Source organism: Rivularia sp. UHCC 0363, from assembly GCF_034931125.1.
Lineage (GTDB): Bacteria > Cyanobacteriota > Cyanobacteriia > Cyanobacteriales > Nostocaceae > Rivularia.
In genome coordinates this window covers 973-13,453 of the sequence record NZ_JAYGHM010000024.1, presented here as the reverse complement: position 1 = coordinate 13,453, position 12,481 = coordinate 973, and the positions used below count along the sequence as shown (strand labels likewise).

At 38.8% G+C, this 12,481-nt stretch carries 17 protein-coding genes and 1 pseudogene; 4 read left to right on the top strand and 14 right to left on the bottom strand.

Translation table 11 applies throughout. From position 1 onward, the window contains the following. Positions 1 to 11: 11 nt before the first annotated feature. Together VB797_RS15115 and VB797_RS15110 are read right to left on the bottom strand one after the other, a co-directional pair. Positions 12 to 338, bottom strand: coding sequence for a hypothetical protein (locus VB797_RS15115; RefSeq protein WP_323238518.1), 327 nt, complete (start codon positions 336 to 338; stop codon positions 12 to 14). A 517-nt stretch (positions 339 to 855) separates the two neighbouring features. Next, positions 856 to 1,821 carry a hypothetical protein gene (locus VB797_RS15110; protein ID WP_323238517.1) on the bottom strand — a complete coding sequence of 322 codons (966 nt, stop codon included), beginning with the start codon at positions 1,819 to 1,821 and terminating at the stop codon, positions 856 to 858. A 42-nt stretch (positions 1,822 to 1,863) separates the two neighbouring features. Here VB797_RS15110 and VB797_RS15105 point away from each other — a divergent pair, with 42 nt between their 5' ends. Continuing rightward, a complete protein-coding gene (locus VB797_RS15105; protein ID WP_323238516.1) occupies positions 1,864 to 2,667 on the top strand; it encodes a DUF6610 family protein in 804 nt (267 codons plus the stop codon). A 399-nt stretch (positions 2,668 to 3,066) separates the two neighbouring features. On the opposite strand, the gene VB797_RS15100 is transcribed toward VB797_RS15105, so the two are convergent. The 10 genes from VB797_RS15100 to VB797_RS15055 all read right to left on the bottom strand — a co-directional run bounded on the left by VB797_RS15100 (position 3,067) and on the right by VB797_RS15055 (position 9,385). Then, positions 3,067 to 3,723 carry a hypothetical protein gene (locus tag VB797_RS15100; RefSeq protein WP_323238630.1) on the bottom strand — a complete coding sequence of 219 codons (657 nt, stop codon included), beginning with the start codon at positions 3,721 to 3,723 and terminating at the stop codon, positions 3,067 to 3,069. A gap of 171 nt (positions 3,724 to 3,894) precedes the next feature. Continuing rightward, positions 3,895 to 4,302, bottom strand: coding sequence for a hypothetical protein (locus VB797_RS15095; protein ID WP_323238515.1), 408 nt, complete (start codon positions 4,300 to 4,302; stop codon positions 3,895 to 3,897). A 67-nt stretch (positions 4,303 to 4,369) separates the two neighbouring features. Next, positions 4,370 to 4,798, bottom strand: a complete 429-nt coding sequence (locus VB797_RS15090) for a hypothetical protein (RefSeq protein ID WP_323238514.1) — start codon at positions 4,796 to 4,798, stop codon at positions 4,370 to 4,372. A 10-nt stretch (positions 4,799 to 4,808) separates the two neighbouring features. Next, complete coding sequence (locus tag VB797_RS15085; RefSeq protein WP_323238513.1) at positions 4,809 to 6,242, bottom strand: hypothetical protein; 1,434 nt, start codon at positions 6,240 to 6,242, stop codon at positions 4,809 to 4,811. After that, the gene (locus tag VB797_RS15080) at positions 6,239 to 6,868 is read right to left on the bottom strand and encodes a hypothetical protein (RefSeq protein WP_323238512.1); all 630 of its coding nucleotides are present in this window, start codon (positions 6,866 to 6,868) and stop codon (positions 6,239 to 6,241) included. The genes VB797_RS15085 and VB797_RS15080 overlap by 4 nt, the downstream gene beginning before the upstream one ends. Before the next feature lie 4 nt (positions 6,869 to 6,872). After that, positions 6,873 to 7,529, bottom strand: coding sequence for a hypothetical protein (locus VB797_RS15075; protein WP_323238511.1), 657 nt, complete (start codon positions 7,527 to 7,529; stop codon positions 6,873 to 6,875). A 74-nt stretch (positions 7,530 to 7,603) separates the two neighbouring features. Beyond that, positions 7,604 to 7,816: a hypothetical protein gene (locus VB797_RS15070; protein WP_323238510.1), complete on the bottom strand. Its 213-nt coding sequence runs from the start codon at positions 7,814 to 7,816 to the stop codon at positions 7,604 to 7,606. Positions 7,817 to 7,984: 168 nt separating this feature from the next. Further along, the gene (locus VB797_RS15065; RefSeq protein WP_323238509.1) at positions 7,985 to 8,605 is read right to left on the bottom strand and encodes a hypothetical protein; all 621 of its coding nucleotides are present in this window, start codon (positions 8,603 to 8,605) and stop codon (positions 7,985 to 7,987) included. A gap of 2 nt (positions 8,606 to 8,607) precedes the next feature. Next, positions 8,608 to 9,066, bottom strand: coding sequence for a hypothetical protein (locus tag VB797_RS15060; RefSeq protein WP_323238508.1), 459 nt, complete (start codon positions 9,064 to 9,066; stop codon positions 8,608 to 8,610). A 34-nt stretch (positions 9,067 to 9,100) separates the two neighbouring features. Then, the gene (locus tag VB797_RS15055; RefSeq protein ID WP_323238507.1) at positions 9,101 to 9,385 is read right to left on the bottom strand and encodes a hypothetical protein; all 285 of its coding nucleotides are present in this window, start codon (positions 9,383 to 9,385) and stop codon (positions 9,101 to 9,103) included. An 85-nt stretch (positions 9,386 to 9,470) separates the two neighbouring features. Between VB797_RS15055 and VB797_RS15050 the strand changes: the two genes are divergently transcribed. From VB797_RS15050 to VB797_RS15035, 3 genes are all read left to right on the top strand, one after another. Beyond that, positions 9,471 to 9,698, top strand: coding sequence for a helix-turn-helix transcriptional regulator (locus tag VB797_RS15050; protein ID WP_323238506.1), 228 nt, complete (start codon positions 9,471 to 9,473; stop codon positions 9,696 to 9,698). A 180-nt stretch (positions 9,699 to 9,878) separates the two neighbouring features. Then, positions 9,879 to 10,502, top strand: coding sequence for a hypothetical protein (locus VB797_RS15045; protein ID WP_323238505.1), 624 nt, complete (start codon positions 9,879 to 9,881; stop codon positions 10,500 to 10,502). A 478-nt stretch (positions 10,503 to 10,980) separates the two neighbouring features. Further along, positions 10,981 to 11,448 carry a hypothetical protein gene (locus tag VB797_RS15035; protein ID WP_323238503.1) on the top strand — a complete coding sequence of 156 codons (468 nt, stop codon included), beginning with the start codon at positions 10,981 to 10,983 and terminating at the stop codon, positions 11,446 to 11,448. 8 nt (positions 11,449 to 11,456) lie between these two features. On the opposite strand, the gene VB797_RS15030 is transcribed toward VB797_RS15035, so the two are convergent. Both VB797_RS15030 and VB797_RS15025 read right to left on the bottom strand, forming a co-directional pair. After that, positions 11,457 to 11,753 carry an HNH endonuclease gene (locus tag VB797_RS15030; RefSeq protein ID WP_323238502.1) on the bottom strand — a complete coding sequence of 99 codons (297 nt, stop codon included), beginning with the start codon at positions 11,751 to 11,753 and terminating at the stop codon, positions 11,457 to 11,459. 344 nt (positions 11,754 to 12,097) lie between these two features. Continuing rightward, a pseudogene (locus VB797_RS15025) lies at positions 12,098 to 12,481 on the bottom strand (hypothetical protein); the annotation flags it as partial.

Below are 12,481 nucleotides of genomic sequence, written 5' to 3'. Positions count from 1 at the left end.
ACTTATCTTACTTAAAATTCTCCATAATTTCTAATATCTACAGGTCCACATCCATAAATTATTCTATCCCAAACTACCGGATTTGTTGTTATATACTCCGGATACTTACTATCTACAATCTTTTTTAAATCATCTAAACAATCTCCAATACTTTCTCCATATCTTTCTACTTCGTCAATTTCTTCTATATATCCCGCTCCACAATAAATTTCAGATCCATCTAACTCCACACATTTCAATATTTCATAAACTACCAATTTAACAAAACCATAATTTACTGTCATTTCACTTCTAATCATTTTAAAATCTCCAAATTTTTTTTTCAACGCTTTCGTCACCTCTAAATTTTTTTCATAGTCAAGGGTTTAGCTTTTCTTGACGAGTTATAAATTCTTAGGAAATACGGTTCTTCATGATATTTCTTAGTGAGGAACGAACTTAGAAATATCTGAAGAAGCCTATTTTCTTAGAATTTGTTAGAGTCTTAGAAAAACTCCCTTTACTCTGGAAAAAATTTTGATAAACTAGGAAAGCTGAAAAACAGCAATATGCGCTATTTTGGGCAGCCGGTTTACACGGCTCGATATCCAGTTGTCAACGCAGTTGACCAGTAAAGTCGTCACGTAGTTGACCAGTAAAAAATCTTTGCTAATAACTGAAATCTGCGATCGCAAGATCCAAATGTGGACGATTAGAGAGATATTTCGTTGTCTTCTAGTTGAAGCGGTTTCTTGGAGAGTTTAGTCCAAAAGAAGTTCCTGCTGCGAGCCACCCGCACGAGTAATTTTTCTGGAGGTCTTATCTAAGGCATTTAGAAGAGAAAATAAGAATAATTATAAGTCTAGGTTTTTAGAATCAAAAATTAGTATTACCTTGCCTTAGAGCTTCAATATTCGCCTTATAAATTGGCTTTTGACCGTCACCATCATCTAGTATAATTCCAAAGTCAGGATTATATAAAAAATCAAATCTTCTTAGATGACTAAAATCCTCTAGGAATTTAAGTTGTTTGCAGCGAAACTTTGCTTTTAAAATTTCATTCCTTAATCTTATTGCTTGACATCCCCACTCAAAAAGTTCGCTTCCATACTTACCCAGCCACATTTGCTTAACTAACTTCCCAGACCGACCGGGAAGAATGCGATCGCGGCAACTCATTCTATAAGCTCTTCTAGTTCCTGCATAACTTAAATCTTTTTCTGTGAATCCAGGAATGCGGTGAAAACTCATACAGTCTCCCCGAATATAGGTAGTAGGCGGGGCGATATATTCGTTTTTATACAAGTTAATTAACTCCAAAACTTCCTGATAATCCCAAAGTTTTACATTGTTATTATCACGAGTTACTAAAAATTTATCTTTATCGATTCTTACTACTTCCTTACCTGTAGCAACTTCAATATAGGCACGTAATTCGCTACTCCGAAAGGTTTTGTAAAACACTCCTCTACCACTGTATCTTCCTTTGTCAATTGCAACATTCTTGCTGCTTGAGGTGTTGGCAACAATTAAAAGTTTCTTTTTACTTAATTCCCATGATTTTTGAATAGCTTCTAATCTTCCTTCTACAGTCTCGATTACATTTACCACATAATTTTGAGTAACAACGTCTGCGGCTTTGGGTTCACAAGGAAAATAATGCGGGTCGTATCCCCAGGAGTTAAAACCGAGCGATCGCATTTTTTCTACATCACCACCCTTACCACAACCATAGTCTAAATGGGTATCTCCCCATTCAATAATTTCTTTTCTTAAAATAGTGCGTGCAGCGCTAGTTAAGTACTTATGATTTGTAGCAGCAAGATAGGAAAAGTTTTCCATAAATGGGGAAGTTTAAATTATGAAATTAAAGATAAAAGCTTGATGATAAATGATTTTTATGCACAAATAGGAACCGAAAGATTACTGTTTTTTAGATTATTGATATTAGCTATCGAGCAAAATTACGTAGAAATAATTTTTACTCCAAGAGATTTAATTGAGCGTGGTTTATTTAAAAGCTGGGGTTTTTTAGTAAAAATCTCAGACGGTTTTACCGACACCTTGATTTATTACGTTAGAAAGCCGCTTCTCTTTTACTGTGGGGATGGTGGGGTAAATCAGTATGGAGCGATCGCAAAAAAGCTTGGATGGCTCTGCGGGATTCAAAGCAATAAACTGAGAAATATATACGATGCTTGGATGATTGATAACGATTGGAAGAAATACAATCACAGCAAGCATTTAGAAATGATTAGACGTAATAAACCTTTAATTGCTACTGCACGGGATATAGAAGATATTTCTCAGCTAAATGAGGTGTTGAGTCAAGCAGAAGAAATAAGTCAGTATTGTGGAAAGGTAATAATCATTCCAAAGTGTAAGGTTGAAATTCCCAGTTATTACTGGCTAGGGTTTTCAGTTCCTACATCTCATGGAAACACAACTATTAATCCTGAATGGTTTAACACGCATTTTGTACATTTATTAGGTGGTAGCCCAAAAAAGCAGGCTTTTTATGCAAAGCACTTCAATAAGTTGATTAGTTTAGATGGTAACTACGCCATGCTTGCAGCAAAGTATGGTAGGGTCGCGTTGAATGAAGATAAGACTTTATCGACTACTGGATGCTACGAAGCTTTTGAAATATCACTTTTGGCTCAAAAAAAGTATTGGTGGGGTATTTAATTAAATTTAATTTCTCGCGATCGCCCACCCCCGACGAAGGAACAATCGATTGGCTTGAAAGAAAACCCGATACAGTCAAAGGTTAGAGATTAGAGGTTAAAGGTTAGAGGTCAAAGGTTAATATTTACACTTTGCTCTTAAGTGATACCCGTTAATTTATGAGAGCAGCGGGGGAAAATAGCAGAAAATGAAGTATTTAATTTAGCTATAATTTTTCGCGATCGCCTACCCAATCAATGGATAGCACCGCTAAGCGATCGCAGTAGTAATTGAGTTTTACCTCAAAGCGCGGCAATGTAAATTATATCAGTTATTGCATTATGCTAGTTAAGAATATGCGATCGCCTACACTATCCGATGGAAGTAATATAAGCGATCGCGTTTATTTGATGAGTTTACCTAGCTTGTAAAATCCGGACAAGATTTGCTATCAAAGCCATGCGGATGAATCGCGCAAACAAGTAAATTACGGTTGTAAAATTGACCGTGGTAGTTAGAACAACCTTCACAAGCTGTTGGTATATAATCTTCTTCCCAATCCTCCTCATCTTCATAATCAATAATTAATCGACCACCACAGTTAGGACAATTATCAATTTCTCTACCTTCATCATCGACCAAACAGGTTAAGGGTTGAGATTCTGCAATAGGCTCATTACATAAACTCGAATATGACACCAAAGCTGAGAAATAAGGATAGCTACAATCACAGACAATGATTTCACCTTCAGCGTTTTGGTCGTAATGCGCGTCTTCATAATCAGGGTGAATTTTCCAGTCTTGCTGTTTAGAAATTATTCCAGGCTCCCCGCTATTTATCACTTGATAAAGCTTTCCTTGGTGAAACACTCTTAATCCAAAAGAAGAATAATCATGAGCTAGATTCTCTAAGTCTCTTTTGTTACGAGCTATAGAGTAGTCAAAGCTTCTATGTACGCAACATAGACGTTTTTCTCTGGGATACGTTTTAATTACTAAGTACTCTCCTTCTTGATAGGGGTTATGCTGTTGGACTACAGATGCAGTTAAAAATTGAAAATCTTCGGGTGTATCCATGTTTTGTTATTCTCCGTATTTTATTAAAAGTTAATTCTTGTCATAATCATCCGCCCAAATAATCCAGCCACGTTTATCTAATTCCTCCAAACTTAACTGATTAATATTAGAAACTAAATTATCAGGTAACACTTTAAAAATAAGCTTGAGCAACGTTTAACCATATTGCCCTTATTTATAAGAATCAAAATCTTTACAGTCCAACGCTGCTTGTGTGCCAGCAATTAACGGATTTACAGCGCATTGCAAGATGTAATCATTATTAAAATATTTGCAATTTCTACACGTAACAGGTAATAACTTCCGCTCCGGAGCAATTACTCTAAGTTCGCAGCGGCGGTCGTCTTCTATTGCAGCGGCGATCGCAAAAATTGAGCTTCCTGTTATCGTTCCAATGCCCAAGATTATAGTCTTTTTAACAATCACTGGGACATCTTCTTGCTGTTCTAGATAATTACGCGCAACGGCAAAGGATGAACCAAGCAAGATAGCACCAATTGCTGTTAATACTACGCCAGTTTTAGCAAATGCCTCGAATAGCCTTAATTCTCTAAACCTTGCTAAGTCGATTAATTTCATAAAATGCTTTATTACTACCGCATAAAAAAGGTGGATTTTGGAAAGTAGTATTTGATGCTCGCATCTTTTATCTTGATTCCCAATCGGGGCAAGTATCTGTGTCAACTCCATATGGATGAATTGCACAAATTAAATCAACGCTGTTATAGTTAACTCCGTGGAAATATTTGCACTCTTTACAAGGTTTGATTTTCTTAAAATATGCAATTTCATCGTCGGTAAATACTGGTTCGTCTGCCAAACTTTCCCCAACCGTTTTAGCAACACCCATCGCTAATCCCGTCGTAAACAACCCCGCACCTGTTGAAATGCTGCCGTACAGTATCATCTGCCGTAAAGTAGGACGTTGAGCATTGAGGACTTTACCCAAATAAATCGTACCCATTCCTAAAAATCCAGATACACTGACAGTAGCACCAACGATGACTGCGATCGCCCCACTAAAGCCGCAGGACATTGTAAAAATTTCAACGATATCTGACTTTTTTATTTTCATAATTTAATCCTTAATACAGTAATTGATAAATTTCTGCATCCCTGAACCACTCCGGTAACGTTACGGGTAGTTCATCAATTTCCGAACCCTCCCCGTCCACCCACCCACTCAACACGCCTTTAAATAACGGCTGCTGCAACGCATTTGCCTTTAATTTGAGTCGCAGCGTTCCTTCCTTGATGGCTTCCGACATCCCCGCAACTCCCCCCAATCCCGCATTGGTGAGACTATGAGTAATACAGATAGTATTATCATTAGCTTTCCTGGGAGCCGAGATAATCTTGGGCATCAGTTCGGGTGCAAGCCCTGGCAGCTTTACCCCCATCGTTGTCAACTCGTCCCAAATAGAAATAATTGGACTATCTTTAAGAGTGCGATCGCTCCATCTATCGAACGCATCGTTTATTCCTTGAGCATATTCTTCCCAATCTTCATGAGCGCCGTATACTTCCGGTTCCATTGGTATTAAATAGCGCCAGGATTCATCCTGGTTTTGATGGGCGTGGGGGTCGCAGATACTTACCAATTTTGCATTTTGGAAATAAGCCTTGAGTAAAGCCAAGCAAGCCGCAGTATATGATTTATACGCTCCTTGTTTACCATAAATTACAATTGGCATCCTACCGATGACCATATCGTGCAGCCAGCCGCCCTCATAGTTTTTGAGAGTTTGCAACAATTCGGCTTTCTTCTCGGTATCCTGTGCGATGCTCCTTAAGGAGCGGTCTCCGACCATCGCGCTTTGGTTCCGATTCACAAGAGCGCGTATTTCGTGGGATTCCTTATCCGCTTTATGCTTATCTCTTAAATTCTCAGCAATTTTTTTATCCATCTCGGAATCGGCAGTGGTAAACTGCTTTAAAGTAGAAGCGTGAGTTTTATCTTGTATTTCTGTTTGACGGCGTAACTTATCTTGAATTGCTTCAACCGAGATAAAACCAAACTTTACCCGCTGCTTATCCCACCCAGTTTTAACAGCTTGAACTTTAAATTCACGCTCTTCTCTACAATTAATGCCATAAAGTTTGATAGTACTTTTAAATCTTTCTAGTTCTAAATGAGCGCTATTTTCCGCGTCTTCGCACTTTTTGGCATAGCTTAAATAAGCAATTCCCATAGCAACAGGACTTACCAAATACCATATACGATCTGATTTGGCACTCGGTATATTTCTAATAATAAAACTGGATTCTGGCAGGGGTTGCGACGCTTCAAACTGCTTGCGCTCCCATACTTCTTTTAGTAATTTGTGTTCGTAAGAGCAATACTTTTTATCTAGTTCTCGTTGTGATAAAGCAGCATTAGTTCCATTCATATTAGCGGTTTGGGGACAAAATTTTACGCCTATTAAATCAAACGGTCTTTGAGATGATGGTAAATAATAGGCGCTACATAAACTAATAGCAGCGCACAAAACTGTTAACCCCTTCAATGGAATTTTCATCTTCTCCTGGAAGAATCAATGACAACGTAAAATCCAGCAATAATAATCAAGCCACCTGCGATCGCAATCTTATTTTGCTGCTCTGAGGGTAGTCTATTAAAATCTTCTACAGTACGGTCAAGTTGGTCGTAGGTATCTTTGGAATTGTTAACAAGGTGCAGAAAGTCACCGACAGCCGACCAAATTACAAAAGCCGTTACCAAAGTAGAAAATCCGAATTTGATTAATTTACCCATACCTTCAATATCATTTTGACCATCTTTCCTATCGAACCTAAAACTATCCAAGCAATCGCGATTGACAATATTATTGATTAGGAAGGCAGATGCGATCGCAAGACTAATTCCTTGAGTACCGCTGGTTAAAATTAGCCATCTTGATAGCGAATATGAACTAATACCCCATAGCGCAGTTTCTAAACCTTTCAATACGCTCCTATTTTTATCTAACTTTTTACTTAGATTGTCCTTATAGTTTTTAATAGCCTCTTGTTCGTCGGGGGTAAATGCGGTGTCTTCAACTGTTGGGTAATTAGATTGGTTCTCAGTTTCTTCTACTTCAAATTCTTGTAACATAACAGCGTTCCAAAATGGTAATAGAAGCCCCCAGATAATTACTGGAGGCATTTAGCTAACTAAAAATCTCTCTGATATAATTCCAAAAACGCACAACAGGTGAAGTTGAGAAATGCTTTCTTGGAATTAAACTAAGGTCACTATCCGAACCATTTTCTAGTAGATGTTTTATCTTCTTATTTTCATAATCTGCATCAGCTTTCATTTGAGCTAAAAATGGTTTATTAGAAATTGATTCAAGGTTAGCTTTGGCGTTCACTTCAGCCATTTGAGCATCAATCCAAGCTTGTAGTTTAATTACATCGAGCGCATCATCATGACGCTGACTCTCAGCTTCTAGTTGAGCAAATAATTTACTCTTATATTCCTCCATCAAATTCTCATGACGAGTATTTTCTAAAGTCATATCGCTTCCGGCTTTGTCGATTGCGATCGCGCCTTTGGCACCAGATTTATAAATGTCGGCTAGTGCGGTGTTATACTCAGTAGTTCCTTCGATGTAGGCTTTGAGGTTTTCTCGGATCAGCGGCATTGATAAAGCTAATCGTTCGCCGAGCTTTCCCTTATCGCCGATTTCTTTGAGGGCTTTTTCGTCCCCATTGACGGCACGCAGAATTAAACGGTTGTTGATGCCAAACTTTTTGTCTGTAACTTTTTTGATTGATTTACCGTAAGTTGAAACATGGTCGCGTACATACTTAGCGTTTTTCATCGTTTTAGCTCCTTAAAGAGAGTAATCGTTACTATTCCTGTCAAACTTTTAATTATTAGATGAAGACTAAGGTTTTAAAAAGGAATATCAAACTCTAAGTCTGGCTTGTCTTTTAAAGTGCAAGCTAATTCAAATCCATCACCAAAATAAATTTTTTCTAGCGTTAAAGGGTCAATTCCTATAGGTTCGGCATCAAACCATTCCCCCATAAACATATGTTGTCGGTATGGTTTAGGGATGGGTAGATTACCCACCATAGTCCAATGCGTTTCTATTGATTTATACATAGCGATATCCCTTTTCAATCTTTACATTTCAAGTAACAAATGTTTCCCGATTCAATTAATCTTTGTCGCTGCTGGCGAGGTGTTAATGGTTTAAAACTAGTTAGCAATTGAATTATTAGAGGTAGCAAAAATAATCCGGTTACTAGCAGGTATAAACCAGATATAACTTTATTTGAATGCGATCGCAATTGATTTTGATAGCTGTTTAATCCTTGCTGAGTCGGAACGAAAAAAGTTATTAATTTCTTGCAATCCTTCTTTTAATCGTCGGTCGTTATCATTAAATTTACTAGCAGCATAATCAATTGTGTCTTCAACAAAATTGTTGATTTCTTGCTTTTGAGAATTGGCTTTGGTATCAATAAAGCTGCGAATTGCACTGCTAATTTCTGCAATAAATTCGCTGCGGGTTTCTATTTGATTGTTTAAGCTTTGGGATACTTGTACGATTTCTGATTCGGATAGCGTTACCTCAAGCTGGGAGGCAACTGAAGCTACTAGTTTGCGCTGTTGAGCAACTGTAAGAGTTGTTTCTTCTGGTATATCGCTATTGTTGGAGGATTCTAACTCATGTCTATCATCGACTTCAACCAATTCTTTACTAGTTTGGATTTGAGAAGATGATTCAATTAAACTAATTACTTCTTCCACAATTGATTGCTTATTTTGATTAACCTCCCCATCCGGACATACTTTTAAAATCGCGGTTCTAATTTGTTCTGCTGTTGGTTTATAGTCTCCAACTTTCTTTACAGCTTTGCGGATATTTTCAACATGACTGCGTTTCACGATTAATGACTCCTTGATGTATGTAATTTATTAGCTGTTTGCTTTTGAGCGTATATACAAGCAGCAGCAAACACTTGTACCAATTCCTCTGCTTTGTAATTTCTGTTGCGATCGAAGTATTTTCCTTGGTTACGCGGCACTGTTTGAAACCATCTGATCACAGTTGTGCGATGCGCTTTGTAATTACAAAGTTTTTGCAGTTCCCGATAAACTACATCTCCTTTAATCGTTACTCGTTTTTTACTTAAATCTTGAGCCTGCTGGTAACAGTACAGGACTTGCCTCAAAGAAAGTTTTGTATATTCATTCCTCCTTTTTAAATCAGCTATCAGTTGTAAATTTTCCCGGTTTATCTCCAGTCCGCTTTCGCGAATCACGCGCTTGATGCGATACCAAGTCCTGTCGCTAACCGTACTTTCATAGTGAATTTCAAAGTAAACTTTTGCGCTGATGTTGTTCATATTTGACCTTTAGTGACAACCAACTGCACTGCCGTTAATACGCACGCTTTACCCCTGCACTGCAACCCAACCAACGCAGCATCAATATTTCTGGTTTTGAGAGAATTTTGGCAACTCTGCAACCGAGTGCAGAAGTGACAGTTTGAACAGCCCAAATGAAGGTATAAAAAGCTGGTTGCATTAACAACAACCGTGCAAACCTTTTATACACAAGATTTTTTGGATTTACTGCCAGCGATCGCGCCGATGCACACTCGTTGATTTCGGTATGAATATCTGGCTTTTTCATTACAAAATTTATTTCTGAATGTTTACCCATAAAGTGTAACGTTACGCTTTAGTATTTATCAAGTGTAACGTGATGATTTAGAACAAGGGAGGGTATAACAGTTGTAAAAATGTTAATGAAAGTTAAAAAAGTATTGGAAATAGATGTTCCGGAGCTAGGCTCGCGTATTCGTCAAGCGCGGGAAGCCGATAGTCGTTCGTTAGCAGAGATTTGCCGTCAGATACCGATGACGACGATGAACTGGTACAGAATTGAAGCCGAAGAAACTAAAGCTTTACCGATTGAAACCCTAGAAAGGATAGAATCCGTACTAGGCGTTAATTTTGGGGTGAAGTTTGATTAGATATTTATTATTTCCGAAATCGCTTAATTAGACGTAGTAGTAATCGCTAGAACAACAGATTATAAATAACTTCTATAATTAGCCACGGGGACTTACCCCAACTTAAAAGCCCAGTCGCAATTGACCGGGCTTTTGGCATAGAAAAGTAGTTGTATCCCAAGCAAAAAAGTGGGTGTGCATATGAATACCAATCCCCATCTTCAAGCTGTAGTAGAAGCCCCATACTATGAAAACAAACCATTATATCCGTGGGCGATCGCAGACTACAAACCATTTACGTTCATTCGACTGCATGGCAAGATGACAGACCAAGAAATTGGTTTAGTTTTTGCTCAACTAGTCGATTACAACAATATTTCGAGCGAGGGTGACGCGAACAACGTGTTACAGCGAGTTATTCAAGCTCCAAGTTTGGTTTTACCCGGAGGTATCCAGGCTAAGAATACTACTGATAAAGTAATTAGCCCAAGTTGCTGCTGCGGACTAGAAGGGTGGCGAGAGTGGCTGATATTTATGAAGAAAGGTACATCGCCTTGGCTCGGACACGATCCAAATCCTTGGGTTGAAAAGGTGAAGGGTTTGGTTCGGGTATGGTCGGATGAGGGAAATGAGGCATTTAGTATAGACTTTGAGCAATCAAAGTTTGAAGTAGAACTAAATAAAGTGCAGCAAGATTTGAATGCATTCTTAGCACGAAGCGAGGAATGGTCACTTAAAGTGGGATTTTCCAGCCCCAGCAAACTCTGTGCTAAGTTTGATGAATGTTTCAATATTTCACGTTGGGCGCGATACCGCAAGGTGTAAAAATGTGGGCGTATCGCTTCGCAGTTGGTAATAGATGGGGCGATCGCCCGAAAGGGCGTGGGCTTCCCAATCGCACCCTTGGCGCAACGTAGTATCGCACACCTAACACTGAGATGTCGGGATAATGCGATCGCTCTCTAATTGCGACTGGGCTTTTGGCATATAAAAGTAGCTGTATAATTTCGGGTAAAAAGTAATACTCTATCTTTTCTGATGACCAAAACAGTTATCCACACAGTACTCGGAATCAATAATTGTACTTTGCTTGTTTTCTACACCCAATCACAATGTTGGCAGTTTCGAGTGATAAGCTGCAATGGTTCGGTATATGGGGAGAGAAAAATTTATTACACGGCAGATGCGGCGGAGGCTGCGGGTAGGGAATGGGTTGTGAAGAGATAATAATTTTTTATTCCGAAATCACCAAGCTTGGAAATGTAGTGAGGATTAAGTATTAATTAATACTATACATTAAATTATGGCTTATATCAATCGTCGCAGTTTGCAAATAAATCCGGACACAACAACCCGCGTGGCGCGTTGCGTAATTGAAGGAGATATCATTTTTACCGATTACGAATTAAACGAAATTGGTGAAGGATTAGAATTTACTTTGGTCTGCGAATTATGGGGAGCCGACCAAATTTTAATTGAGCAGCCTGGGCTATATCCCGACCCAATTTTACGTCAAGCACCAAGCCATGATGATTTTTTAATCCGTGTGGGTTCTATGCGAATCAACCGTAGCATGGTGTCGGGTAATCCAGTACCGTTTCGTTTTGAAAGGAATGTTGGTTTTGATGTGTTAAACGAAGACCGTGGTACTAGAGAAGGTTCTTATATCATCAGCGAAACCGATGAAATTTATGCCAAACTGACTTTAACTAATACCTATACCCTTATTCAAACACAAGGTAGTACCAATCGTTATAATTATCGGTTTTAGAAGCTGGTTTACCACAAAGACAACTGACCGGGCGAAACGTTAGATTTACTACCTCTATGGTATAAAAGGTGACAGCCACTACAAAGCGCTGCAAGGTTACTTTTGGAATTATTTGATGGGTTTCTATCCCAGTGATGAGTTTGGAGAGTACGTTTCATCCGTTCTGAGCGGGTAAGTTTGGATGTGTCTTCACCGGGGCGTATGCATTGCAAACCGCACTTCTGACACCGCCATCTTGCGGAACTTTTAATCGATGTGGCGATGTCCGTCCAATCCGGGGGATAAAGCGAATGGGTAAAGGTCATCTTTGAGCAAGGTTATGGGCTTTTAGGATTGTAATATGGATTGATGCGATCGCTGAAATAGGGATTAGGCTCAGACATACAAATCAAGAATAAAGCAAGCGATCGCTGCTAAAATCGTAGCTCTACAAGGTGCCGGATTGAAGTGATGCCGCGCAACCGGGGAAATCGGTGATGGTGATTAGAAGCCCCACGCGCTGGACTTTCTACTGCACCAGTAAGAAACGTATTCTTAACCATTTCTTACTTTACCTATATTAATTAAGTTTTGTGTAGGAGTTTTGGGTATATCAATTTAATCGCTATATAACGGAATAATTATTTAAGTCATCCAAAACATTTTCTCATTAGCCCCACCACCGTGACACATCTTGGATGGCATAAGCTATATCTTTTACTGCTTGCTCACCACCTAAAGCAGATATCACAGGAGTTAATGCATTTATATCATCGAGTAAGTTACGGCGAGTGTTAACAGATAAGATGTGAAGAGTATCTTTCCAGTAAGAAAAAAGTTGATTTTTTTGTATTTGTGAAAGTTTATCAGCCAAACGACTTAGGGCATCGTCGCGATAAGACTCAGCCTGAATTTCCCTAGCAGCAGCCAGTGCCTCTGGTAACAATTCTGGCAGTTGAAGAGCCAAAATACTTAGGACATAGGCGCGATAAGACTCATCCTGAATCTCCCTAGCAGCAGCCAGTGCCTCTGGTAATAATTCTGGCAGTTGAAG